Source organism: Enterobacter sp. ECC-249 (genome assembly GCF_043965265.1).
GTDB classification, from domain to species: domain Bacteria; phylum Pseudomonadota; class Gammaproteobacteria; order Enterobacterales; family Enterobacteriaceae; genus Enterobacter; species Enterobacter quasiroggenkampii.
In genome coordinates, this window is record NZ_CP143660.1 from 3,172,316 (window position 1) to 3,196,270 (window position 23,955).

General features: G+C 56.3%; 20 protein-coding genes, 2 tRNA genes and 3 other RNA genes. 14 read left to right on the forward strand and 11 right to left on the reverse strand.

Annotated features, from left to right (window positions below):
• Positions 1-145: 145 nt before the first annotated feature.
• On the forward strand, positions 146-559 hold the full coding sequence (hns, locus tag V1587_RS15205) for a histone-like nucleoid-structuring protein H-NS (RefSeq protein ID WP_008502781.1): 414 nt from the start codon (positions 146-148) through the stop codon (positions 557-559).
• A 200-nt stretch (positions 560-759) separates the two neighbouring features.
• On the opposite strand, the gene galU is transcribed toward hns, so the two are convergent.
• The 3 genes from galU to rssA all read right to left on the reverse strand — a co-directional run bounded on the left by galU (position 760) and on the right by rssA (position 3,876).
• Positions 760-1,668, reverse strand: a complete 909-nt coding sequence (gene galU, locus V1587_RS15210) for a UTP--glucose-1-phosphate uridylyltransferase GalU (protein ID WP_371898584.1) — start codon at positions 1,666-1,668, stop codon at positions 760-762.
• Between the two features lie 200 nt (positions 1,669-1,868).
• On the reverse strand, positions 1,869-2,882 hold the full coding sequence (gene rssB, locus V1587_RS15215; protein ID WP_371898585.1) for a two-component system response regulator RssB: 1,014 nt from the start codon (positions 2,880-2,882) through the stop codon (positions 1,869-1,871).
• Between the two features lie 91 nt (positions 2,883-2,973).
• Complete coding sequence (gene rssA / locus V1587_RS15220) at positions 2,974-3,876, reverse strand: patatin-like phospholipase RssA (protein ID WP_371898586.1); 903 nt, start codon at positions 3,874-3,876, stop codon at positions 2,974-2,976.
• A 114-nt stretch (positions 3,877-3,990) separates the two neighbouring features.
• Here rssA and V1587_RS15225 point away from each other — a divergent pair, with 114 nt between their 5' ends.
• The 7 genes from V1587_RS15225 (at position 3,991) to V1587_RS15255 (ending at position 6,228) form a co-directional block, all read left to right on the forward strand.
• Positions 3,991-4,449 (forward strand): YchJ family protein, encoded by a 459-nt coding sequence (locus V1587_RS15225; RefSeq protein ID WP_371898587.1) that lies wholly within the window; start codon positions 3,991-3,993, stop codon positions 4,447-4,449.
• A gap of 46 nt (positions 4,450-4,495) precedes the next feature.
• Positions 4,496-5,338 carry a formyltetrahydrofolate deformylase gene (gene purU / locus V1587_RS15230; protein WP_371898588.1) on the forward strand — a complete coding sequence of 281 codons (843 nt, stop codon included), beginning with the start codon at positions 4,496-4,498 and terminating at the stop codon, positions 5,336-5,338.
• Positions 5,339-5,495: 157 nt separating this feature from the next.
• A tRNA-Tyr gene (locus V1587_RS15235) sits at positions 5,496-5,580 on the forward strand.
• Positions 5,581-5,615: 35 nt separating this feature from the next.
• A tRNA-Tyr gene (locus V1587_RS15240) sits at positions 5,616-5,700 on the forward strand.
• A 45-nt stretch (positions 5,701-5,745) separates the two neighbouring features.
• Positions 5,746-5,876: non-coding RNA, RtT sRNA (locus V1587_RS15245), on the forward strand.
• 45 nt (positions 5,877-5,921) lie between these two features.
• A non-coding RNA gene (locus V1587_RS15250) (RtT sRNA) lies at positions 5,922-6,052 on the forward strand.
• A 45-nt stretch (positions 6,053-6,097) separates the two neighbouring features.
• Positions 6,098-6,228, forward strand: a non-coding RNA gene (locus tag V1587_RS15255) — RtT sRNA.
• Positions 6,229-6,303: 75 nt separating this feature from the next.
• Here the strand turns inward: V1587_RS15255 and V1587_RS15260 are convergent.
• On the reverse strand, positions 6,304-6,747 hold the full coding sequence (locus V1587_RS15260; protein WP_371898589.1) for an Lrp/AsnC family transcriptional regulator: 444 nt from the start codon (positions 6,745-6,747) through the stop codon (positions 6,304-6,306).
• Between the two features lie 107 nt (positions 6,748-6,854).
• Here V1587_RS15260 and V1587_RS15265 point away from each other — a divergent pair, with 107 nt between their 5' ends.
• Entirely contained in the window at positions 6,855-7,751 is an 897-nt protein-coding gene (locus V1587_RS15265; protein WP_395314591.1) for a DMT family transporter, read from the forward strand.
• On the opposite strand, the gene narI is transcribed toward V1587_RS15265, so the two are convergent.
• The 5 genes from narI to V1587_RS15290 all read right to left on the reverse strand — a co-directional run bounded on the left by narI (position 7,748) and on the right by V1587_RS15290 (position 16,184).
• Positions 7,748-8,425 (reverse strand): respiratory nitrate reductase subunit gamma, encoded by a 678-nt coding sequence (gene narI, locus V1587_RS15270; RefSeq protein ID WP_023312107.1) that lies wholly within the window; start codon positions 8,423-8,425, stop codon positions 7,748-7,750. The two genes, V1587_RS15265 and narI, sit on opposite strands and share 4 nt — an antisense overlap.
• On the reverse strand, positions 8,425-9,135 hold the full coding sequence (narJ, locus tag V1587_RS15275; protein ID WP_045908972.1) for a nitrate reductase molybdenum cofactor assembly chaperone: 711 nt from the start codon (positions 9,133-9,135) through the stop codon (positions 8,425-8,427). The genes narI and narJ overlap by 1 nt, the downstream gene beginning before the upstream one ends.
• Positions 9,132-10,667 (reverse strand): nitrate reductase subunit beta, encoded by a 1,536-nt coding sequence (narH, locus tag V1587_RS15280; RefSeq protein WP_063621892.1) that lies wholly within the window; start codon positions 10,665-10,667, stop codon positions 9,132-9,134. Before narH ends, narJ begins: the two co-directional genes overlap by 4 nt.
• The gene (locus V1587_RS15285; protein ID WP_371898590.1) at positions 10,664-14,407 is read right to left on the reverse strand and encodes a nitrate reductase subunit alpha; all 3,744 of its coding nucleotides are present in this window, start codon (positions 14,405-14,407) and stop codon (positions 10,664-10,666) included. Before V1587_RS15285 ends, narH begins: the two co-directional genes overlap by 4 nt.
• A gap of 379 nt (positions 14,408-14,786) precedes the next feature.
• Positions 14,787-16,184: a NarK family nitrate/nitrite MFS transporter gene (locus V1587_RS15290; protein WP_196352995.1), complete on the reverse strand. Its 1,398-nt coding sequence runs from the start codon at positions 16,182-16,184 to the stop codon at positions 14,787-14,789.
• Between the two features lie 309 nt (positions 16,185-16,493).
• Between V1587_RS15290 and narX the strand changes: the two genes are divergently transcribed.
• Positions 16,494-18,290 (forward strand): nitrate/nitrite two-component system sensor histidine kinase NarX, encoded by a 1,797-nt coding sequence (gene narX / locus V1587_RS15295; protein ID WP_371898591.1) that lies wholly within the window; start codon positions 16,494-16,496, stop codon positions 18,288-18,290.
• Positions 18,283-18,933 (forward strand): two-component system response regulator NarL, encoded by a 651-nt coding sequence (narL, locus tag V1587_RS15300; RefSeq protein WP_008499531.1) that lies wholly within the window; start codon positions 18,283-18,285, stop codon positions 18,931-18,933. The genes narX and narL overlap by 8 nt, the downstream gene beginning before the upstream one ends.
• A gap of 3 nt (positions 18,934-18,936) precedes the next feature.
• Here narL and V1587_RS15305 read toward each other — a convergent pair whose 3' ends face one another.
• Positions 18,937-20,343 (reverse strand): YchO/YchP family invasin, encoded by a 1,407-nt coding sequence (locus V1587_RS15305; protein WP_371898592.1) that lies wholly within the window; start codon positions 20,341-20,343, stop codon positions 18,937-18,939.
• Between the two features lie 177 nt (positions 20,344-20,520).
• Between V1587_RS15305 and V1587_RS15310 the strand changes: the two genes are divergently transcribed.
• The 3 genes from V1587_RS15310 (at position 20,521) to V1587_RS15320 (ending at position 23,217) form a co-directional block, all read left to right on the forward strand.
• Entirely contained in the window at positions 20,521-20,874 is a 354-nt protein-coding gene (locus V1587_RS15310; protein WP_008499522.1) for a DsrE/DsrF/TusD sulfur relay family protein, read from the forward strand.
• A 106-nt stretch (positions 20,875-20,980) separates the two neighbouring features.
• Positions 20,981-22,765 (forward strand): methyl-accepting chemotaxis protein, encoded by a 1,785-nt coding sequence (locus V1587_RS15315; RefSeq protein ID WP_371898593.1) that lies wholly within the window; start codon positions 20,981-20,983, stop codon positions 22,763-22,765.
• A gap of 212 nt (positions 22,766-22,977) precedes the next feature.
• Positions 22,978-23,217, forward strand: a complete 240-nt coding sequence (locus tag V1587_RS15320) for a DUF1883 domain-containing protein (RefSeq protein WP_008499520.1) — start codon at positions 22,978-22,980, stop codon at positions 23,215-23,217.
• Between the two features lie 30 nt (positions 23,218-23,247).
• Here the strand turns inward: V1587_RS15320 and V1587_RS15325 are convergent, their stop codons facing one another.
• Positions 23,248-23,943 (reverse strand): gamma-glutamylcyclotransferase, encoded by a 696-nt coding sequence (locus tag V1587_RS15325; protein WP_371898594.1) that lies wholly within the window; start codon positions 23,941-23,943, stop codon positions 23,248-23,250.
• Positions 23,944-23,955 lie beyond the last annotated feature (12 nt).

Genomic DNA, 23,955 nt, shown 5'->3' on the forward strand with positions numbered 1-23,955 from the left:
GGAATTTAAGTTAGCGTAATTAATAATAGCGGCATTATTTAGTATTTTTTGAATTCCTTACATTCCTGGCTATTGCACATCTGAATTTATGGCTCTATTATTAGGTCAACAAACCACCCCCCATTATAAGTTTGAGATTACTACAATGAGCGAAGCACTTAAAATTCTGAACAACATCCGTACTCTTCGTGCGCAGGCAAGAGAATGCACCCTCGAAACGCTTGAAGAAATGCTGGAAAAATTAGAAGTTGTAGTTAATGAACGTCGTGAAGAAGAAAGCGCTGCTGCAGCGGAAATCGAAGAACGCACTCGTAAACTGCAGCAATATCGTGAAATGCTGATTGCTGATGGTATCGATCCAAATGAATTGCTGAACAGCATGGCTGCCGCTAAAACCGGTACTAAAGCCAAGCGTGCTGCACGTCCTGCTAAATATAGCTACGTTGATGAGAACGGCGAAACTAAAACCTGGACTGGCCAGGGTCGTACTCCTGCTGTTATCAAGAAAGCGATGGATGAGCAGGGTAAACAGCTGGACGACTTCCTGATCAAGGATTAATCGAGCCTCATTCAGAAAATCCCGCATATTGCGGGATTTTTTTTAACCTAAATTTGTCGCAAACATCCTCTTACACTCTGTCATAAAGCATTATTCGGCAATTTCATCGACTGTACTTTCAGACAGGTTTGGGGAGTGTTATAGGCATAAAAAAACCGGTGGGCAGCGCCTCACCGGTTTCGAACATTTACAACCGTGGCTTATTTCTTAATACCCGTGCTCTCTTTGAGCCAGGTTTTAAATTCTTCGCCAAGGGTATTATGGCGGATACCATATTCAACAAACGCCTGCATATAACCGAGCTTATTACCGCAGTCATGGCTCTTACCTTTCATATGGTAGGCCTCAACGGTCTCTTTCTCGATCAGCATATCGATGGCATCCGTCAGCTGGATCTCATCACCCGCTCCTGGAGGCGTTTTAGCCAGCAGAGGCCAGATTTCAGCACTCAGGACATAGCGACCTACAACGGCGAGGTTTGAAGGCGCTACGTCGGCTTTAGGCTTCTCTACGACGCCAACCATTGGCACGCTTTCGCCCGGCTCAAGGTTAACGCCTTTGCAGTCAACCACACCGTATGCGGTTACGTCTTCAACAGGCTCAACCATGATCTGGCTGCTGCCGGTTTCGTCGAAACGTTTGATCATTTCAGCCAGGTTATCCTGAGAAAGATCGGATTCGTATTCGTCCAGAATAACGTCAGGCAGAATTACCGCTACAGGCTCATCACCCACAACAGGATGCGCACACATAACAGCGTGACCCAGACCTTTAGCCAGCCCCTGACGAACCTGCATAATGGTGACGTGTGGAGGGCAAATAGACTGAACTTCTTCTAACAGCTGGCGCTTAACACGCTTTTCCAGCATGGCTTCAAGTTCAAAGCTTGTATCGAAATGGTTTTCGATAGAGTTTTTAGATGAATGCGTAACCAGCACAATTTCAGTGATGCCGGCTGCAATACATTCATTAACGACATACTGGATTAATGGCTTATCAACCAGAGGCAACATCTCTTTAGGAATCGCCTTAGTTGCTGGTAACATCCTGGTCCCCAATCCCGCTACCGGGATAACGGCCTTTCTGACTTTCGAATTTAGGGCAGCCATTCAAATTCTCCTGAGCTGTTCAAGTTTTGAACTTTTATGCAATAAATAACGCGTTGAGTATATCAGTCTCGCCCCGCAGTTCGGGTCTGAAAAGAACGCGTTGCCGATCAATTAGGATAAATACGCATGAAACTGGGCAGCGATAGTAGCACTCCCCGCAAAACACAGGTAAAGCAATCTTAAAATTACGATCCAATTGCTTATTCCGTGGACAACATTAAGCGTAGCCGTCCTCCGGCGCCCCAAATTTGGCACTGCCAGGAGGAACAGCGGTGGCTAATTTGATTAAGATACGCCGTTCCCAACGTCCCAAGCGGTACACCGTTACTCACCTGAATATGGTGTTCACCGGTATTCAGTGATGCATTGAGACCAGCTGAAACGAGGATCAGATTTTTTAAACCGCTATGGTAATAGCCGACCAATAGCGGGAACTGTCCAGGCAGATTGGCCTGACGAAAAAGCTGGTTTACCTGTTTGAGTAAACTGCCTAACTCCGGCAACCGTTGTCCCTGATGGGATAACTGTTCCTGCAACAAACCATTAAATAGCGCACGAAGAAGTAACGCGGCTAATACACCGTTATCCCCCGCCCGGGTGACATCCAGAGAATAAAACGCAAGGTCGGAATCTGACAGTGGCGCAATATCCAGCACCAGTCCTGGCTGGTCAGCGGCCACCAGCTGTCGATAATTTACGCGACAGTGTGAAATAGTTTGCTGAACGGGCGGCTGGAGCTCTTGCAACAGTTTCGCCGCGGCAGGCGGATCGCTCACCAGAGCGTCCCAGTCCTGGAAAAGACGCTCCTCTTCCTCTACCCGGGAATTAAACATATTAGGATAAAGGCACGCTAACACCGTTTCTCGCAGCCGGTGCAAATCCTTGACCGGCTTAAGCAGAATATCCTGTACCCCAAGACGTAATGCTTTTGCGATATCCGCCATGTTCTCGGTGGCAGAGATCACCAGAATCGGCGTCTGATTGCCTTCGTTACGCAGATGTTCAACCAGCTTCAGCCCATTCATGCGCGGCATCGCTATGTCGCATATCATCAAATCGGGCGTAATGCCGATCATTTTTTCCAGGGCGTCGATGCCATCTTCAGCCAGTGACGTCATTGCGCCCAGCGAGGATAACCACGAATCCAGTAGCGATCGGAAAACGGGCTCGTCTTCAACAATCAAAATGTGTTTTCCGGCCAATGGCTGCGTCATGGTTCCTCCCCTGGCTGACAGTAACTAAATAGTGGCATGCGATCGGCACTATCGCCTGTCAGATTTTGCTGAAGTAGTCAAAAAAAGGTGCTTAACGTGCGGTCTGCACAAAAGGCAACAATTCGTCCATTTTCTTTTCGACGGCTAACGAGCCCGCTGCGATGGCGGCCTCAGCCCGATGGAAATCAAGGGTAGAGATTTGCGGACAGTACGGCTGAATAAGAATATCCGGAGGGTCGCCTGCCATACGGTTACGTTTAAGGCGATTCTCGAGTACCTGAATTGAGGTGGTCATGATTTCCATCGCCGTCGGCGCGGCAACCGAACGACGCGCGGCCATACGCCCTATTCTTCCGCGCAGGCGTTCATGCCAGGCCAGTTTTTCGCCCTCAGCATCTTCGCTCTGGAGATTGACCGGCATGAGATCCTGCTGCATCAGGTGGGCATCGTGCTGCAAGTCGACGGCAATCACGATGTCCGCCCCCATTGCGCGCGTCAGAGAGATGGGAACCGGGTTAACGACGCCACCGTCGACAAGCCAGTAGCCGTTGTGTGGGACAGGCGCCATGAGCCCCGGCATGCTGCAGGAGGCGCGCACGGCAAGATGGATATCGCCTTCGGTGAGCCAGAGTTCGCGTCCTGTACTGAGGTTCGTCGCGACGGCGCCGAAAGGCATCTGACAATCAGTGAAGTCTTCGAGAGGCATAACCTGGCGGAACTGGTTAAAGACGCGTTCGCCGCGCAATAGCCCACCACGCTGCCAGGAGAGATCCATCAGACGCAGCACGTCCCAGTAGCTGAAGGAGCGCACCCACGTCTCGAGTTCCGGAAGCTTCCCGCACGCGTAAGCGGAGCCGACAAGCGATCCGATTGAACACCCTGCAACAATATCGACAGTAATGCCCATCTGATTTAGGGCATTAATCACGCCGATGTGCGACCATCCCCGGGCGGCACCTGAACCCAGCGCCAGCCCAATTTTAACCTTTCTCATTAGTCCTGTTTTACTTCCCCTGGATTCCTGACATAGCGTCAACGCAACGCCTCAGTTAACATAGTGCTACCCGAAGCGTTTTACGCCTTTATATTTTGTTCCAGGAAGAGAATCGTGTCTCAACTCTGCCCTTGTGGTAGCGCTCTGGAGTATAGCCTATGTTGCCAGCGATATCTTTCTGGCGATCAGGTTGCACCAGACCCGTCACACCTTATGCGTTCACGGTACACTGCTTTTGTGATCAAAGACGCAGACTACCTGATTAAAACCTGGCATCCATCCTGCCGCGCAGCCGATTTCAAACAGGACATCGAAGCCGGGTTCGCGAATACGCAGTGGCTCGGCCTCACCGTTTATGAATCCTCTCCAGGCAGTCATGTGGATGAAGGTTACGTCAGTTTTGTTGCCCGTTTTAGCGAGAATAATAAACCGGGTGCCATTATCGAGCGTTCCCGGTTCTTAAAGGAAAGCGGGCAATGGTATTATATTGACGGAACGCGCCCACAGTTTGGTCGTAACGATCCCTGCCCGTGTGGTTCAGGTAAAAAATTTAAAAAGTGTTGCGGGCAGTAATGCCTGACAGCCCAGACTTCGCAAATACAAACAGGATTTCCCGGCGATGCAATCATTACAACGTAAAGTTCTGCGCACCATCTGTCCCGATCAAAAAGGGCTGATCGCACGAATTACCAACATTTGCTACAAACATGAACTGAATATCGTGCAGAACAACGAGTTCGTTGACCACCGTACCGGCCGCTTCTTTATGCGTACCGAACTGGAAGGTATTTTCAACGACACCACCCTGCTGGCCGATCTGGACAGCGCGCTTCCGGAAGGTTCCATACGCGAGCTGACCCCAGCCGGTCGACGCCGCATCGTGATCCTGGTGACCAAAGAAGCACACTGCCTGGGCGACCTGCTGATGAAGGCCAACTACGGCGGTCTGGACGTTGAAATCGCTGCCGTTATTGGCAACCACGAGACGCTGCGTACGCTGGTCGAGCGCTTTGATATTCCGTTTGAGCTTGTGAGCCATGAAGGCCATACCCGTGAAGAACACGACGATATGATGGCCCAGGCCATTGAAGCGCATAACCCAGACTACGTGGTTCTGGCGAAATACATGCGCGTGTTAACGCCGTCCTTCGTGGCGCGCTTCCCGAACAAGATCATCAACATTCACCACTCGTTCCTGCCGGCCTTTATTGGCGCGCGTCCATACCACCAGGCGTACGAGCGTGGGGTGAAGATCATCGGTGCGACCGCGCATTACGTGAATGACAACCTGGACGAAGGTCCAATCATCATGCAGGACGTGATTCACGTAGATCACACTTACACCGCTGAGGATATGATGCGCGCGGGGCGTGACGTTGAGAAGAACGTACTGAGTCGTGCGCTGTATCAGGTGCTGGCGCAGCGGGTCTTCGTGTACGGCAACAGAACCATCATTCTTTAATCTTTCGGAAAATGAATTGATTAGCTTTGCGCCTTTACGGATAAAAAGCAGGCAAACAGCTTCGTTTCCCTAAAGGAATGCTTTACAGGGGCGTCTCATTTGATATGATGCGCCCCGCTTCCAGCAGGAAGCGGGCCAGTAAAAAGCATTACCCCGTGGTGGGGTTCCCGAGCGGCCAAAGGGAGCAGACTGTAAATCTGCCGTCATCGACTTCGAAGGTTCGAATCCTTCCCCCACCACCATCTCTCAGCACGACCTCAAAATTTGAATTACCCCTGGTGGGGTTCCCGAGCGGCCAAAGGGAGCAGACTGTAAATCTGCCGTCATCGACTTCGAAGGTTCGAATCCTTCCCCCACCACCATCACTTTCAAACGATTCCAAACCTTCAGTTCGCACCAGGCATCATGTATTTCCGTAACGGGGAAGGATGAGAAGCTTCGACTAAGGTTCGATTCGAGCGCAGCGAGAAAGCGTTGCCGCAGGCAACGACCCAAAGGGCGAGGCGCAACGCGCCGAGTAATCCTTCCCCCACCACCATCACTTTCAAACGATTGCAAACCTTCAATTCGCACCAGGCATCATGAATTTCCGTAACGGGGAAGGATGAGAAGCTTCGACTAAGGTTCGATTCGAGCGCAGCGAGAAAGCGTTGCCGCAGGCAACGACCCAAAGGGCGAGGCGCAACGCGCCGAGTAATCCTTCCCCCACCACCATCACTTTCAAACGATTCCAAACCTTCAGTTCGCACCAGGCATCATGCATTTCCGTAACGGGGAAGGATGAGAAGCTTCGACTAAGGTTCGATTCGAGCGCAGCGAGAAAGCGTTGCCGCAGGCAACGACCCGAAGGGCGAGGCGCAACGCGCCGAGTAATCCTTCCCCCACCACCATCACTTCTCCAAGATAAAAAACGAATCCGCCTTTGTAGGCCGGGTAAGGCGCAGCCGCCACCCGGCGAAAAATGGCTACATCGGCGGCAAACGCCGCTTGACCGGCGAACTCTTCACAATCGACGTATTACACTGGGCATGCTCCGCCAGGCCGTCCAGCAACGCATCCAGTTGCTCTATCGAGCGCACCACCAGCCTAATCACAAAGCAATCTTCCCCGGTGACTTTGTCGCTCTCAATACACTCCGGCATCGCCTGAATGTATTTATCCACCTTATGCAACAACCCAGGCAAAGGCCGCACGCGCACCAGCGCCTGCAGCGTATAGCCCAGCGCTGCCAGATTCACACGCGCACCATAACCCTGAATCACACCGCGCTCTTCCAGCCTCTTCAGGCGTTCTGCCGTGCTGGGGGATGTCAGACCGATGCGTCCGCTGAGCACCTTCAAAGACATGCGCGCATCCTCAACGAGGCAGGCTAAAATTTGTCGGTCGATATCGTCAAGAAGGCATTCCATTCTTTTCACCTAATTTTAAAAAGCCTTTCACCTCTTTAACCTTATATCACCCCTGTAAAACCCGACAGCGATTTTCGACAATAACGTCATTAATCAGGAGGTGGATGATGCGTGATTTACATAAAGGCGTCTGGCAAATGAGCCTGGCGATGTTAATTTCCGGCTCTATCGGCGCGTTCGTTTTGCTCTCCGGTCTGCCGGTGACGGAAGTCGTGTTCTGGCGCTGTCTTATCGGAGCAGTGGCGCTTTTTATTTTTATCCGGGTAAGTCAAAAGCCCTTTAGTCCCCTCACCCGCACCACACTGCTGCTGGCCATTCTCGGCGGCGTGGCATTAGTGGTGAACTGGCTGCTGCTCTTCGCAGCCTATGCGCGGATCTCGATTGGCCTTTCGACCGTGGTCTATAACACCCAGCCGTTTATGCTGGTCCTGATGGGGATGTTTTTAGGTGAACGCGTCAGCCTCGTGAAATGGGGCTGGCTGTTCCTCGCCTTTGGCGGCGTGGTGATACTGCTCTCCAGCGAGCTGACCGGCGCGCATGGCGGTGAATGGCTCGCCGGAATCGGCCTGGCGATGGCCGCGGCTTTCTTCTACGCGGTCACGGCCATTATTGCCCGCAAACTCAGATCCGTTGCGCCGCAGCATATTGCCTTTATCCAGGTGCTGACGGGCGTCGTGATGCTTCTGCCGTTTGCCAGCATGCCGTCATTTTCCGGTGATTTCCCGTGGCCGATCCTGCTGACGCTGGGCATCGTCCATACCGGCATTATGTACCAGTTGCTCTACAGCGCAATTCAGAAGCTGCCGACGCCTGTAACCGGCTCCCTCTCGTTTATCTATCCGGTGGTGGCAATTGTTGTTGATAATCTGGTGTTCGGACACGCGCTGAACCTGACGCAGCTGGCGGGCGGCGCGCTGATTCTGTTTGCTGCAGCGGGCAATAACCTGGGCTGGGGCGAAAAAAAACCCCGCGAGTGCGGGGTTGGCATCAAAACGGCGGATTAGCGACGGGCGCGCACAATCTGGTATTTGCGCGTCAGGTACTCTACCGGCGCACTCCAGATATGCACCAGACGAGAGAACGGGAACAGCACAAACAGCGTCATCCCCAGCACCAGGTGAACGCGGAAGATAAACGCCACGCCGTCCAGGTGCGCGGACGCTCCGCCGTGGAATGTCACCACGGACTGCGCCCATCCGACCAGCTTCATCATTTCACTGCCGTCCATATGCTGCGCCGAGAACGGGATGGTCAGCAGGCCCAGCGCGCACTGCACCATCAGCAGGGAGAGGATCAGGATATCCGCTGCGGTCGTGGTCGCACGCACGCGTGGGCTGAACAGACGACGTTTCAGCAGCAGCAGGCCACCTACTAAGGTCATCACCCCACAGGCACCGCCCGCGATCATCGCCATCTTCTGCTTCACCTCAATCGGTAGCCACGCTTCATACATCCAGTGCGGCGTCAGCATCCCCAGGAAGTGACCGGCAAAAATCCCCAGAATACCGATGTGGAACAGGTTAGACCCCACATGCATCCCTTTACGATCCAGCATCTGGCTGGAGGCGGCGCGCCAGGTGTACTGGCCGTAGTCATAACGCAGCCAGCTTCCCACCAGGAACACGGTGCCCGCGATATACGGGTAAATGTCAAAGAAGAACATATTCAGGAAGTGCATTAGTGCCGTCCTCCGTTAGAGATATTCAAATATTGCGGGGCAACCGCGCCGGCAAAGCGACGCTGGTGAGCGGAGATTTCAGACTCGCCGCAGTTCTGGTCAGCAAAGAATTTCACCTGCTCTTCTTCCCAGACCGCATCCAGCGCCTGTGGCGTATCATCGCGGGCTTCATCGGCGATTTTCTCCGCCACTTTTTCACTGTCGACCGCGGCGTTGGCCAGCTTCACCAGCAGATCGAACAGCACCGCATAGCGGCTCTCCCGCTGCTGAAGACGCGCGCCGAGCAGCGCCAGGATCGGCGCAATGTCCTGCAGACCGCCCAGCGCCTCCTCTTTCGGCAGCTGCGCCAGGTACTCCAGATAGAGCGGCAGATGGTCCGGCAGTTCGCGGCTGTCGAGCTGCAGGCCGTGCTGTTCGTACTGGGCCATAAGATCCACCATCGCCTGACCGCGGTCACGGGATTCACCGTGAACGTGTTCAAACAGCAGCAGGGACGTTGCACGTCCGCGGTCAAACAGCTGGCTGTAGTCCGCCTGCGCGTCCAGAAGGTCGCGCGCTAACAGGTCCCGGAGGAAAACGCCAAGCTTCTGGGCATCCTCTTTATCCAGATTTTCAGATGACGCGAGTGCATCAAAGAGCTCCTGCTGATGCTGCGCAAGCGCAGCATCCGGGTACTCGAGCAGACGCGAAACAATGACGAGTTCAATCATGAGTGCGGCTCCGTTTTACTGGTCACATCCATGGCGTCGATGCGGCGGCTGTTGAACAGGTTGAATTTGCTGTCTGACCCGTGGCAACCGTCGCCAAAGCTAAAACCACAGCCATTTTTTTCCGGGAAGGCTTCGCGGGCCAGTTCACGATGGCTGCTTGGCACCACGAAACGGTCTTCGTAGTTGGCAATCGCCAGATAGCGGTACATCTCCTGCGCCTGCGCTTCGGTCAGACCGACCTCTTCCAGCGCGCGGGTATCGGTTACGCCGTCCACGGTTTCGGCACGCTTGAAGTGACGCATCGCCAGCATGCGCTTCAGCGCCAGCAGTACCGGCTGGGTGTCCCCTGCGGTCAGCAGGTTTGCCAGGTACTGAACCGGGATACGCAGGCTCTCCACGTCCGGCAGGATACCGTTGCTGCCCAGTTCGCCCGCGTCAGCGGCAGACTGAATCGGCGACAGCGGCGGCACGTACCAGACCATCGGCAGCGTGCGGTATTCCGGATGCAGCGGCAGGGCCAGCTTCCAGTCCATCGCCATTTTGTACACCGGCGACTGCTGCGCGGCGTCAATCACGCTCTGCGGAATGCCGTCCTTCAGCGCCTGCTCAATGACCTTCGGATCGTTCGGATCGAGGAACACGTCCAGCTGACGCTGATACAGATCTTTCTCGTTCTCGGTGCTGGCTGCGTTTTCAATCGCGTCCGCGTCGTACAGCAGCACGCCGAGGTAGCGAATACGGCCTACGCAGCTTTCGGAACAGACGGTTGGCATCCCGGCTTCAATACGCGGGTAGCAGAAGATACACTTCTCGGATTTGCCGCTCTTCCAGTTGAAGTAGATCTTTTTGTACGGGCAGCCAGTGATGCACATACGCCAGCCGCGGCACTTGTCCTGGTCGATCAGCACGATGCCGTCTTCTTCACGCTTGTAGATGGCCCCGCTCGGGCAGGTCGCCACGCACGCCGGGTTAAGGCAGTGCTCGCACAGGCGCGGCAGATACATCATGAAGGTGTTTTCGAACTGGCCGTACATCGCCTTCTGCATGTTCTCAAAGTTCTGGTCTTTGGCGCGTTTCTCGAACTCGCCGCCCAGAATCTCTTCCCAGTTTGGACCGCTGGTAATTTTGTCCATGCGCTGACCGGTGATCAGCGAGCGAGGACGGGCGATCGGCTGGTGTTTGCCTTCCGGCGCGTTGTGCAGGTTCTGGTAGTCGTAATCAAACGGCTCGTAGTAATCATCGATGCCCGGCAGGTGCGGGTTAGCGAAGATTTTTCCCAGAAGCATCGCGCGGTTACCCATGCGCGGCTGCAGCTTGCCGTTGATTTTACGGATCCAGCCGCCCTTCCACTTCTCCTGGTTTTCCCAGTCGGTGGGGAAGCCGGTGCCCGGCTTGCTTTCGACGTTGTTGAACCAGGCGTATTCCATACCTTCACGGCTGGTCCAGACGTTTTTACAGGTGACCGAGCAGGTATGGCAGCCGATGCATTTATCCAGATTCAGCACCATGCCGACTTGTGAACGAATTTTCATTTTACGCTCTCCTGTACCTGGTCATTACCTTCGCCGTCTAACCAGTTAATGTTCTTCATCTTACGTACCACCACGAACTCGTCGCGGTTCGATCCTACGGTGCCGTAGTAGTTAAAGCCGTAGGCCAGCTGCGCATAGCCGCCGATCATGTGGGTCGGCTTCGGCGTAATGCGGGTCACAGAGTTGTGGATCCCGCCGCGCTGCTCGGTAATTTCTGACCCCGGCAGGTTAACGATACGTTCCTGCGCGTGGTACATCATGGTCATCCCGGCAGGTACGCGCTGGCTCACCACCGCACGCGCCGTCAGGGCACCGTTACTGTTGAACACTTCGATCCAGTCGTTATCCTCAATACCCAGATCTTTAGCGTCCGTTTCGCTCATCCAGACGATCGGACCGCCGCGCGACAGGGTCAGCATCAGCAGGTTGTCGCTGTAGGTGGAGTGAATACCCCACTTCTGGTGCGGCGTCAGGAAGTTCAGCGCCTTCTCAGGGTTACCGTTCGATTTCGCGCCCATCACCGCTTTGACGGACCGGGTGTCGATTGGCGGACGGTAAACCAGCAGGCTTTCTCCGAAGTCGCGCATCCACTGGTGATCCTGATACAGCGACTGACGGCCTGACAGGGTGCGCCATGGGATCAGCTCGTGAACGTTGGTGTAGCCCGCGTTATAAGACACATGCTCGTCTTCCAGGCCTGACCAGGTCGGGCTGGAGATAATCTTGCGCGGCTGGGCCTGAATATCGCGGAAGCGGATTTTCTCTTCCTCTTTATTCGTCGCCAGGTGCGTATGGTCGCGACCGGTGAACTCGCTCAGTGCCGCCCAGGCTTTGACGGCAACGTGGCCGTTGGTTTCCGGGGCCAGGGTCAGGATCATCTCTGCCGCATCAATCGCCGTATTCAGCATTGGCTGGCCTTTCGCCGGGCCGTCCGCTTTGGTGTAGTTGAGCTTACGCAGCAGATCCATTTCGCTCTGGGTGTTCCAGGCGATCCCCTTCCCGCCGTTACCGATTTTCTCCATCAGCGGGCCGATAGAGGTAAAGCGCTCGTAGGTTGCCGGGTAGTCGCGTTCAACCGGAATAATGTGCGGTGCGGTCACGCCCGGGATCAGGTCGCATTCGCCTTTTTTCCAGTCCTTCACGTCCAGCGGCTGCGCCAGTTCGGCGGCGGAGTCGTGCTGGATTGGCAGCGTCACCACGTCGGTCTCTTTGCCCAGGTGCCCCACGCAGACTTCGGAGAATTTCTTCGCGATGTCTTTGTAGATTTCCCAGTCGCTTTTTGATTCCCACGCCGGGTCAACGGCCGCAGACAGTGGATGAATAAACGGATGCATATCCGAGGTATTCATGTCGTCTTTTTCGTACCAGGTCGCGGTTGGCAGCACGATGTCCGAGTACAGGCAGGTGCTGGACAGACGGAAATCGAGCGTCACCACCAGATCCAGCTTGCCGTCGAGACCGTTATCTTTCCACTCCACCTCTTCCGGCTTCACGCCGCCCTGCTTGCCGAGATCTTTCCCCTGGATACCGTTTTCGGTACCGAGCAGGTATTTCAGCATATACTCGTGGCCTTTACCGGACGAGCCCAGCAGGTTGGAGCGCCAGATGAACAGGTTACGCGGGTGGTTTTTACCGTTTTCCGGCTGTTCCGCCGCGAAGCGGATTGAGCCATCCTTCAGGGATTTCACGGTGTAATCCACCGGTGACATGCCCGCTTTCTTCGCCGCTTCCGCGATGCGCAGCGGGTTCGTGCCCAGCTGCGGCGCCGACGGCAGCCAGCCCATGCGCTCGGCGCGCACGTTGAAGTCAATCAGGTGCCCACTGTAGCGGGATTTATCCGCCATCGGCGACAGCAGCTCCTGCGCGGTGACCGTCTCGTAGCGCCACTGGCTGGAGTGGTTATAGAAGTAGGAGGTGCTGTTCATGTGGCGTGCCGGGCGCTGCCAGTCGAGGGCAAACGCCAGCGGCTGCCAGCCGGTCTGCGGACGCAGTTTTTCCTGGCCCACGTAGTGCGCCCAGCCGCCGCCGCTCTGACCTACGCAGCCGCAGAAGATCAGCATATTGATCAGGCCACGGTAGTTCATATCGAGGTGATACCAGTGGTTCAGGCCCGCACCGACGATGATCATCGAACGGCCGTGTGTTTTGTCCGCGTTTTCTGCGAACTCACGTGCGATACGGGTAATGTGTGCGCGCGGTACACCGGTGATCTTTTCCGCCCAGGCCGGGGTGTAGGCTTTCACGTCGTCATAGCCGGTTGCGCAGTTTTCATCGCCCAGACCGCGTTCCAGGCCATAGTTCGCCATGGTCAGGTCATAGACGGTGGTGACCAGCGCGGTAGAGCCGTCGGCCAGCTGCAGGCGCTTAACCGGCAGCTTGTGCATCAGTACGTTTTTCAGTTCAACCTTGTTGAAGTGCTCGGAACCTTCGCCGCCGAAGTACGGGAACCCGACTTCAGCGATTTCGTCCTGGCTACCCAGCATGCTCAGGCGCAGCTCCGTCTCTTCGCCGGTCGTGCCGTTACGTTGCTCAAGGTTCCACTTGCCCTTCTCGCCCCAGCGGAAGCCGATAGAGCCGTTTGGCGCCACCAGCTCGCCGTTGCTGTTGTACGCAACGGTTTTCCACTCAGGGTTATTTTCCTGACCCAGCGAATCCACCAGATCGGCAGCACGCAGCGTACGGCCTGCGGCATAGTACCCGTCACGCTCTTCCAGCATGACCAGCATCGGCATGTCGGTATAGCGGCGGACGTAGTCGGTGAAGTACTGGCTTGGTTTATCCAGATGGAACTCGCGCAGCATGACGTGGCCCATCGCCATCGCCATCGCGGCATCGGTACCCTGTTTCGGCGCCAGCCACAGATCGCAAAGCTTGGCGATTTCCGCGTAGTCCGGGGTCACCGCCACGGTTTTGGTACCTTTGTAACGCACTTCGGTAAAGAAGTGCGCGTCCGGCGTACGGGTCTGAGGCACGTTTGAGCCCCAGGCGATGATGTAGCTGGAGTTGTACCAGTCCGCGGATTCCGGCACATCGGTCTGCTCGCCCCAGGTCTGCGGAGACGCTGGCGGCAGGTCGCAATACCAGTCGTAGAAGCTCAGGCAGGTACCGCCGATTAAGGAGAGATAGCGCGCGCCGGAGGCATAAGAGACCATCGACATCGCCGGGATCGGCGAGAAGCCCGCCACGCGGTCAGGACCGTAGGTTTTGACGGTGTAGACGTTGGAGGCGGCAATCAGCTCGTTCACCTCTTTCCAGGAGGAACGCACAAAGCCGCCGCGGCCGCGAGCCTGCTTGAAGCTTTTCGCTTTGTCAGCGTCTTCGATGATGGACGCCCAGGCATCCACCGGATCGCTGTGCTGCACTTTCGCTTCACGCCACATTTTCATCAGGCGCTTGCGCATCAGAGGGTATTTCAGACGGTTCGCGCTGTAGAGATACCAGGAGTAGCTGGCGCCACGCGGGCAGCCGCGCGGTTCGTGGTTCGGCATATCCGGGCGGGTGCGCGGGTAGTCGGTCTGCTGCATTTCCCAGGTCACCAGACCATTTTTAACGAAAATCTTCCAGCTGCATGAGCCAGTACAGTTCACGCCGTGGGTCGAACGGACGACTTTGTCATGCTGCCAGCGCTGACGGTAACCGTCTTCCCAGTCCCGGTTGGTATCCAGAACCTGGCCGTGCCCATCGGCAAAAGTTTCACCCTTCTGTTTGAAGTAGCGAAACCGGTCCAAAAATTTGCTCATCGGGTATCTCCTGTATGGAGCCTGTGGCTCTCTAAATCGACATTGCTGATTTGCAGCGAAGGTAACGCCCTGAAAGAGGGGGAGAATTGATAACGATCAAGACGACGAGGGACTTTCAGGCGAGGGGTTACACCGAATACCACCAAAGCGGTATCTCCAGGAAAATCATATCAACATGAAATATAAAGTTATTTTTATTTCATCGTACAAAAAGCCAGTCAGAATTTAACATCTCAGGTATTAAGGGGTAGAGCGCCCTGCAAAGCGATGGCGATCACAGTGTTATCCGCGGGCTTCTGTGTAAACCCATCAGTATGTTGTAACTATTTTCAATGTAAAAAAAACGCGGCCCGAAGGCCGCGTAAACGGATAATCATACTTACTTATTTTTCTTGGTATTACGGCCATATACCAGCCACGTAATCACGACGCAGGCGATATAGAAGACGAGGAAGACTTTCATGGCACCCGCCGGAGAGCCGGTCAGGTCGAGTGAGATACCGAACGCTTTCGGGATAAAGAAGCCGCCAATTGCGCCGATGGCGGAGATGAAGCCCAGCGCCGCAGCCGTATCCGTCGCCGCTTCGCGCATGGCCTGCTCTTCGCTGCCGCCCTGCGCCTTCACGCGATCCATCGTCAGCTTACGGAAGATCACGGAGATCATCTGGAAGGTGGACGCGCTCCCCAGACCGGCCGTCAGGAACAGCACCATAAACACGCCGAAGAAGGCGATGAAGTTACCGCCCTGTCCGTCGGCCGGCAGCGTGAGGAACAGCAGCGCGCAGAATACCGCCATCACGACGAAGTTAACCAGCGTCACGCGGGTACCGCCCAGACGGTCAGACACCATGCCGCCCAGCGAGCGAGCAAGGGCACCAATAAACGGGCCGAAGAAGGCGAATTGCAGGATCTGCACGTCCGGGAACTGCGTTTTCGACAGCATCGCGAAGCCCGCCGAGAAGCCAATAAACGAACCGAAGGTCGCCAGATACAGCAGCGCCATCACCCAGAGGTGTCCACGCTTCAGCACCGGCAGCTGTTCGCTCAGCGATGCCTTCGACGCGGACAGGTCATTCATAAAGAACCAGGCTGCGAGGGTGAAGACCACGAGGAACGGCACCCAGATCCAGGCGGCGTTCTGCAGATAAAGGGAAGAACCATCTGCCTGCTCAACGCCAGCGCCGCCAAAGGCCGCAAAAATAGAAACAGAGATCGCCAGCGGGGCAATCAGCTGCATCACGCTCACGCCCATATTCCCCAGACCGCCGTTAATGCCCAGCGCGCCGCCCTGCTTCGCTTTCGGGAAGAAGAAGCTGATGTTCGCCATGCTGGAGGCGAAGTTCGCGCCCGCAAAACCGCACAGCAGGGAGATAATCACGAATACGCTAAATGGCGTAGAGGTATCCTGCACCGCGAAGCCGAGCCAGACGCAGGGAACGATCATGATGCCCGTACTGAACGCCGTCCAGCGACGGCCGCCAAACACCGGCACCATAAACGCGTAAGGGACGCGCAGCAGAGCGCCCGACAGCGACGGCAGCGCGGTCAGCATGAACAGCTGATCGGTCGTAAACGTAAAGCCGACTTTCGGCAGGTTGACCGCCACCGCGCTAAACAACATCCATACGCAAAACGCTAATAACAAACAGGGCACGGAAATCCACAGATTCCGGCTTGCTACACGATGGCCGCGCTGTTGCCAGAACGCCGGATCCTCTGGACGCCAGTCTGTAATAACGGCACCATTTTCCCTTTCGGGAGCGGATGAGTGACTCATAGACACCTCTGATTCTCGAATGATGCTGCAAACATTAGGGTTTTAGGGCGGCGGTAAGTTGATATAAATCAAAGGAAAAGTGGGGGGATTTGCGGAGCAAAATAAGGCCTCACCCTTAGTGAGTAGGCTAATTCGGTAAAAAAGACGTGGTTTTTCACGGCGCTGACGGTTCATGGCTACCCTCACCTCCTTCCCCCTACTCCGTTGGCAATTTAGGGGTAATCCTTTATTGGTATGGGTATACTCCAGGGTATGCACCAGAATAGCGCCATTCCTGCAAGCAGGCCACGTCAGGAGCACGCCACCTCTATGTTAAAAAGATGTTTATCTCCGCTGACGCTCGTGAATCAGCTCGCTCTGATCGTTTTGCTGTCCACCGCCATCGGCGTGACCGGCATGGCGATCTCAGGCTGGCTGGTACAGGGAGTACAGGGTAATGCGCATGCCATCAACGAGGCAGGCTCGCTGCGCATGCAGAGCTATCGCCTGCTGGCATCGGTTCCCTTGACGCAGGACGATCGGCCCCTGATTGATGAAATGGAGCGCACGGTTTTCAGCCCCGAACTGGAAAACGCCGCTGTCCGCGCCGGCCAGCAGTCCCAGCTTAAGGCTCTTCAGGGGTACTGGCACACCCAGCTGCAGCCAGGGCTGAAACAGGCACGCAGCACGGAAACCGTCGCACAGGACGTGGCGGGGTTTGTCTCACGTATTGATGCACTGGTCTCCTCTTTCGACCAAACCACCGAATTACGCATCGACCGGGTGGTGATGGTGCACCGCGCCATGGCGCTGTTTATGGGTCTGCTGCTGATCTTCACCATCGTCTGGCTTCGCGCGCGGCTGCTGAACCCGTGGAAACAGCTGCTGGCAATGGCCCGCGCGGTCACCGCACGCGATTTTACCCAGCGCACGCACATCAGCGGGCGCAACGAGATGGCCATGCTCGGCCAGGCGCTTAATACCATGTCGGCAGAGCTCTCCGAGAGCTACGCGGTGCTGGAGCAGCGCGTTCAGGAAAAAACGGCCGGGCTGGAGCAGAAAAACGAGATCCTCTCATTCCTGTGGCAGGCCAACCGTCGTCTGCACATGCAGGTGCCGCTATGTGAACGTCTCTCGCCGGTGCTGAACGGTCTGCAAAATCTGACCCTGCTTCACGACCTTGAGCTGCGGGTCTACGATGTGGAAGACGAAGACAACCATCAGGAATTTACCTGCCAGTCGGATATGTCCTGCGATGACAAAGGCTGCCATCTTTGCCCTCGCGGCCTGCCGCCGCTGACGACCGGCGGCACCACCCTGAAGTGGCGCCTGACCGACAGCCACACCCAGTACGGTATTCTGCTGGCAACGCTGCCAGCCGGGCGTCACCTGAGCCACGACCAGCAGCAGCTGGTGGATACGCTGGTTGAACAGCTAACGGCCACGCTGGCGCTCGACAGGCATCAGGAAAAGCAGCAGCAGCTGATCGTCATGGAAGAGCGCGCGACGATTGCCCGCGAGCTTCACGACTCTATCGCCCAGTCGCTCTCCTGTATGAAAATGCAGGTGAGCTGCCTGCAGATGCAGGATGCGGAGATGCCCGAAAGCAATAAGCAGCTGCTCGGCCAGATCCGCAACGAGCTGAATACCTCCTGGGTGCAGCTGCGCGAGCTGCTGACCACCTTCCGCCTGCAGCTGACCGAGCCGGGCCTGCGCCCGGCGCTGGAAGCCAGCTGTCACGAATTTAGCGCCAGGCTGGGGTTCCCGGTGAAGCTGGATTACCAGCTGCCGCCGCGGTTTGTCCCCTCCCATCAGGCCATACATTTACTGCAGATCGCCCGCGAAGCGCTAAGCAATGTGCTTAAACACGCCGAAGCGACGGCGGTCACGGTCACCGTCAGCCAGCACGACAATCAGGTCAGACTGACGGTTCACGACAACGGCCGCGGCGTGCCGGAAAATGCCGAACGGACTAACCACTATGGTTTAATCATTATGCGAGACCGCGCCCAAAGCCTGCGCGGTGATTGCCAGGTTCGCCGGAGAGAAACGGGCGGCACGGAAGTTGTCGTCACCTTTATTCCCGAGAAACCGCTTACAACTGCTCAAGGAGAAACCCATGACTAATCAGGAACCGGCATCCATCCTGTTGATCGACGACCATCCGATGCTGCGTACTGGCGTGAAACAGCTGGTCAGCATGGCACCCGATATCACCGTGGTGGGCGAAGCCAGCAACGGCGAACAGGGCATTGAGCTTGCCGAATCCCTCGATCCCGATCTGATCCTGCTCGATCTGAATATGCCCGGCATGAACGGTCTGGAGACCCTCGACAAGCTGCGGGAAAAATCGCTTTCCGGACGCATCGTCGTCTTTAGCGTGTCGAACCATGAAGAGGACGTGGTCACGGCGCTTAAGCGCGGCGCTGACGGCTATCTGCTGAAAGACATGGAGCCGGAAGATCTGCTTAAGGCGCTGCAGCAGGCGGCGGCGGGCGAGATGGTGCTCAGCGAAGCCTTAACGCCGGTCCTGGCAGCCAGCCTGCGGGCGAACCGCGCCACCTCTGACCGTGACGTCAGCCAGCTCACGCCGCGCGAGCGCGATATTCTCAAACTGATTGCCCAGGGGCTGCCGAACAAGATGATCGCCCGTCGTCTGGACATCACCGAAAGCACGGTGAAAGTGCACGTGAAGCATATGCTGAAGAAAATGAAGCTAAAATCCCGCGTTGAAGCCGCCGTGTGGGTGCATCAGGAACGCATTTTTTAAGGGCTACTCATCCGGCAGCAGCTTCCAGCGCGGATCGTCGTCAGGCAGTGCGACCAGCGGCTGCACCACGGCAAGCGTGATCTCATTGGACGAGACGCGCTGGCCTTTCTCATCTTCTACCACAGCCGACAGGTGCCAGCGGTTTGTCGCGCCTTCACGGTCATCCCAGGCAGGCATAATCACACTCCAGCCGTCGGTGCTGTTGCTTTTCGCCGGTGACGTCAGGCTCAGTGCCTGCGTATCCCCCTGCCAGTGGATCTGACGAATACCGTTCGTGCTGCGAACCTGAAGCTTCAGCATAACGGTCTCGCCCCCTTTCAGGTCCCACGGCGGCGTTGCCAGCCAGACGGACAGCGTTTTGCGCTGGCGGAACTCCATCACCGGCAGGCTATTGCGCTCCGGCGAATCATAGCGGCTTCCGCGCAGGGAACGCGTGGCGGCGACTTCACCGGCGGAAAGCTGCTTCACCAGCGGCACGCCGAAGCGATAGTTGAGCTTCAGTCCGAGGTTATTCTGGCTCTCGCCGCTTTCGCCCTGCTTGTGCCCGGCGGTCAAAGTGACCAGCGGAACGGGGGTATAGTTAAGCCCAAGATTCACCGCTACGGGATTGTGATAGCCGGTTCCGCTGTTGAAGAGATCGACGTTATCGCCATAGTATTGCTCGAAGCTAACGCTGGTATTGAGATGGTGGAACCACGGCAGCCAGGCTTTAGCGGTGACGTCATATCCGCGCGCCATGCGCTGCTCCTTGACGTCAGAGCGCTCGCGCCAGCCGCTAAAGGGCTGATAATAGTTGGCTGAGAGGCGCAGATTTTCCCCCCACGCTTCCGCGCCCAGCCCGGCACGCTGCAGATTTTCATCCAGGAGATTATCGTAAAAGGTGTTGTAACCCAGCAGCCATTTCCCCGCTACCCAGCGCTGGCCTATACCGGCGTTGCTGACCAGGCCATCCGTCTGCTGGGTCAGGCCAAGCTGGCTCCAGCTCAGATAACGGTTGTTATCGTTCCACGGGATAAACCAGCTCCCGTTGCTGCCGTTAAATTTGCCGTCGTTATCGACCAGTAAGTTCACGCTGGCGTTCCCCCAGGGCGAAAGCCAGGATTCAATCTGCTGGTTCACTTCGCCGCTTACCGCGTCGCGCACCTGACCAAAAGCAAACTGACGCGCCTGTTCGCCGGTCGTCAGACCGTTGTCGGTCATGCTGGCTTCACCAAAGGCTTTCGCCATTTCGGCCAGATGCTTCTCCCCCTCGCCCGTTGGCGCCGCCATGCCGAGGTCGGGCAGACTGTCCCCGTTATTATCAAAGGGGTGCTGGGCCTGATGCATAAAGGAATTCGGCGCACCGTGAACGGCTCCGGCCGACAGAAGGGAGAGTAATAACAGAAAACGAATGCGAGACGATACAGCCATCAACGTCGGATTTAGCGCCTGGATTTTTATAAAAGACTTCTTACCTTAACGCGATCAAGAAAGAATTGCAGCCTTACGGGAAATTTCAGGAATATCCTGAAGTTTATTGACAGCAGCAGGCAGCGTAAACTCGGTAAACCCTATATTATTCGTGCCTTTATATGTACAGGAGTCAACATGCAAAAGATTGTTATCGTCGCTAACGGTGCGGCCTACGGAAGTGAATCCCTTTTTAACAGCCTGCGCCTGGCCATTGCGCTGCGTGAAAAAGAGAGCGACCTGGCGTTACGCCTCTTTTTAATGTCGGACGCGGTAACTGCGGGGCTGAAAGGTCAAAAACCGGCAGAGGGCTATAACATCCAGCAGATGCTGGAGATCCTGACCGCGCAAAACGTGCCGGTGAAGCTGTGCAAAACCTGCACCGACGGGCGCGGCATTACCGGACTACCGCTGATTGATGGCGTTGAAATTGGTACGCTGGTTGAGCTGGCCGAGTGGACGCTGTCCGCTGATAAAGTATTAACTTTTTAATAATAAACCCGTAAAAATATTATTTTCTTATGGACGCGGTTTCAGCATCAAGTTTACCTGCGGGGTTGCCGATAGGCATGGAAACAACACAGCAGGTATTTCACTTATGTTCAGATCGATTCGTGCACGCATCATCGCTGCGACGGCAGGTTGTCTGGTCGTCGCCCTTCTCCTCAACACCGTTATTAACTTCCAGGTCACCCGTCAGGATAACCAACAGTCGCAGCGCGATATCCTGACCAGCACCAGCGCCAGCCATAACATGGCGATTGCCGACTGGGTCAAAAGCAAGATGACGGTGATTGCCTCTGCCCAGACCGTTGCGCTGAGTGACGATCCGGTTCCGGTGTTTAAACAGCTTGCGCAGGCGGGTGGGTTCACTAACGTTTATGTCGGCTACGCCAGCAAAACGGCGAAATTCTCTGAACCGGCGGGCGTTCCGGCTGATTATGACCCGACCATTCGCCCCTGGTATCAGCAGGTGGTCAGTACGGACGGTCCGGTCGTCACCGCGCCCTACGTTGATGCGGGTACCGGTAAACTGGTGGTGACCTTCGCCGTGCCGGTGAAAGAGAATGGCACCCTGAAAGCGGTGGTGGCTGGCGATGTGGCCATGGACAGCGTGGTGGCGAACGTTCGCGGGATCCATCCAACCCCGTCCAGCAGCGGGTTGCTTCTGAACAGTGACGGCAGCGTAATTGCCGCTAACGACCCGGCTCTGACGCTTAAACCGTTCGCTGAGACCATCAAAGGCATCGATTTTGCCGCGCTGAAAAGCGGTAACCTTGTCGACGGCACGCTTAACGACGCGGAAAAAACCTTCGTGGCAACAGCCGTGCCGGGCACAAACTGGCTGTTAGTCGTCGCGCTCGACAACGGTGATGCCACCTCCGGCATGCGTTCCATGCTCAAGGCATCGGCGATTTCGCTGGTGATCCTGGCGCTGCTGAGCGCGGCCATTGTTCACTTCCTGATTGCCCGTCTGCTGAAGCGCCTGTCTGACATTCGCGACGCGATGCACAACATTGCCAACGGGACTAACGATCTGTCGCAGCGTCTGCCGGACAGCGGCGAGGACGAGGTGGCGCAGATTGCTCAGGCCTTTAACGCCTTTAGCGATAAGCTGTCGGTGGTGATGGTACAGCTCCGTGATGCCAGCGAGTCGGTGAAAAACGCCGCCCAGGAGATTGCCGCGGGTAACCAGGATCTTTCCGGACGTACCGAGCAGGCGGCGTCCAGCCTGCGCGAGACGGCCAGCGCCGTGGAGCAGATCACCGCCTCCGTGACGCAGTCGAACGAGTCGGCGGCAGAAGCGAACGATCAGGCGAGCAAAGCCTCTGCGGCCGCTGCGCGCGGCGGCGAGGTAGTCTCCCAGGCGATCAGCACCATGCAGTCCATTGAAGTCGCGTCGGCAAAAATTGGCGACATCACCAGCGTTATTGACGGCATTGCTTTCCAGACCAACATTCTGGCGCTGAACGCTTCCGTCGAGGCGGCGCGTGCCGGTGAGCAGGGGCGCGGGTTTGCCGTCGTAGCAGGCGAAGTGCGTAACCTGGCGAGCCGAAGCGCTCAGGCTGCGAAAGAGATCAAATCGCTGATCGACTCCACCACCGACAGCGTGGCAACCGGCTCCCGCTACGTGCATCTGGCCGGGGAAAGCATGGACGAGATCCGCTCCAGCATCGGCAGCGTCTCCGGCATCATGCGTGAAATCTCCATCGCCACCAGCGAGCAGATGAAAGGCATTCACGAGATCAACCACGCGGTGACCCATCTCGACCGCATGGTTCAGCAGAACGCCGAGCTGGTCGTGCAATCCGCCGCCGCTGCGGGTGCCCTGCAGAGCCAGGCGGGCGACCTTGCTGAAACGGCCGGCCATTTCCGCATTTAATTTTATTCCGGCGCGGGTTTACCGGTTAAAACCCGCGCCAGCTGAATGCTTTCAGGAATTTTGTCATTTTTGTTTAAACGTTATGCCATTTTTTGATCAAAATCAGCATCCCACCCCCTCCCCTTTGGTGTTATGCCATGAGTGAATTGTGAACAACATCACTCTCGGATATGGCTGCAGGGAGAGCGTTGTTTAAGACTACGGGGTAAAAAATGGCACTGGTAAAAACAAGTTTGAAACTGTTTGGCGGGGATACGGTAGTGGTGCGTTGCTCAGAGCGCTGTCGTATTCATCTCATGAGTGCGAAAGCGCAAAAACAATCCCAGGCGGATATTCTGACCGTGCAGGATGATAACGCCTGGCTTACCGTGCCGTATACCGGCACGTGGGATGTGCTGATCGACAGCCACAGCCAGTCGCTGGAGCATTCCGTCAGCTACGTGGCCGCATAACGTCATACGCCCGGCGAACCGTGCGTATTTTCAGGCAAAACCCGGTCGCAGCGTGCCGTTGAGCGGGTTCCCTTCCAGCAGCGCCTTTACCTTCGCTACCAGTTCATTCAGACAATCGTCCTGCATGCCGAGGCGGGTCAACTCCTGATCGAGGGAGAAGAGATACTGCGCGTTGGTGCCCAGCGGCCCGCTCGCGGTGGCAATCAACGGAGCAATCACCTGCGTGCGGGTATCCGCTTCATACAGCGGATGGCGCGGATCCATAATAAATACCAGCGCATTAACGGTACGACCGTCATCCAGTTCCAGCTTGCACCAGCTCGGCATATAGCAGCCAGTGATCATCTCACGCTTCCAGAGCAGCGTGAGCTCCTCTTCCAGCGTGGCATCCGGAAGGCGATACGCCACGCCCGTGGTGCGTCCGCCCTCTTTCAGTGCAAGCATGCGCCCCGGCTGGCACGCGCTGCCGCGTCCGGCCGTCAGGCGCAGGCAAAATGCGCGGTGCCAGCCAGGCAGCGTTCCCGTTGCCGATTCGACAAATTCCAGAGCCGGGTTCCACATCAGAGAACCGTAGCCAAAAATCCATACCGGGCCATCATCCGGGCGGCAGGCAAGCGTGGCAGCAAGTGACGCCGCACGTTGTTCAGCTGACCAGAGAAGCGATTCCTCAATAGCACCAAATGCCGTCTTACAATCTGCCTTCATTAAGAAATCACGCGTTAACACTTTACACCTCCG

Bases quoted from the DNA above. Each gene is read 5' to 3' on its own strand.
- hns (WP_008502781.1), top strand. From the start codon at position 146: ATGAGCGAAGCACTTAAAATTCTGAACAACATCCGTACTCTTCGTGCG.
- galU (WP_371898584.1), bottom strand. From the start codon at position 1,668: ATGGCTGCCCTAAATTCGAAAGTCAGAAAGGCCGTTATCCCGGTAGCG.
- rssB (WP_371898585.1), bottom strand. From the start codon at position 2,882: ATGACGCAGCCATTGGCCGGAAAACACATTTTGATTGTTGAAGACGAG.
- rssA (WP_371898586.1), bottom strand. From the start codon at position 3,876: ATGAGAAAGGTTAAAATTGGGCTGGCGCTGGGTTCAGGTGCCGCCCGG.
- purU (WP_371898588.1), top strand. From the start codon at position 4,496: ATGCAATCATTACAACGTAAAGTTCTGCGCACCATCTGTCCCGATCAA.
- V1587_RS15260 (WP_371898589.1), bottom strand. From the start codon at position 6,747: ATGGAATGCCTTCTTGACGATATCGACCGACAAATTTTAGCCTGCCTC.
- V1587_RS15265 (WP_395314591.1), top strand. From the start codon at position 6,855: ATGCGTGATTTACATAAAGGCGTCTGGCAAATGAGCCTGGCGATGTTA.
- narI (WP_023312107.1), bottom strand. From the start codon at position 8,425: ATGCACTTCCTGAATATGTTCTTCTTTGACATTTACCCGTATATCGCG.
- narJ (WP_045908972.1), bottom strand. From the start codon at position 9,135: ATGATTGAACTCGTCATTGTTTCGCGTCTGCTCGAGTACCCGGATGCT.
- narH (WP_063621892.1), bottom strand. From the start codon at position 10,667: ATGAAAATTCGTTCACAAGTCGGCATGGTGCTGAATCTGGATAAATGC.
- V1587_RS15285 (WP_371898590.1), bottom strand. From the start codon at position 14,407: ATGAGCAAATTTTTGGACCGGTTTCGCTACTTCAAACAGAAGGGTGAA.
- V1587_RS15290 (WP_196352995.1), bottom strand. From the start codon at position 16,184: ATGAGTCACTCATCCGCTCCCGAAAGGGAAAATGGTGCCGTTATTACA.
- narX (WP_371898591.1), top strand. From the start codon at position 16,494: ATGTTAAAAAGATGTTTATCTCCGCTGACGCTCGTGAATCAGCTCGCT.
- narL (WP_008499531.1), top strand. From the start codon at position 18,283: ATGACTAATCAGGAACCGGCATCCATCCTGTTGATCGACGACCATCCG.
- V1587_RS15305 (WP_371898592.1), bottom strand. From the start codon at position 20,343: ATGGCTGTATCGTCTCGCATTCGTTTTCTGTTATTACTCTCCCTTCTG.
- V1587_RS15310 (WP_008499522.1), top strand. From the start codon at position 20,521: ATGCAAAAGATTGTTATCGTCGCTAACGGTGCGGCCTACGGAAGTGAA.
- V1587_RS15315 (WP_371898593.1), top strand. From the start codon at position 20,981: ATGTTCAGATCGATTCGTGCACGCATCATCGCTGCGACGGCAGGTTGT.
- V1587_RS15320 (WP_008499520.1), top strand. From the start codon at position 22,978: ATGGCACTGGTAAAAACAAGTTTGAAACTGTTTGGCGGGGATACGGTA.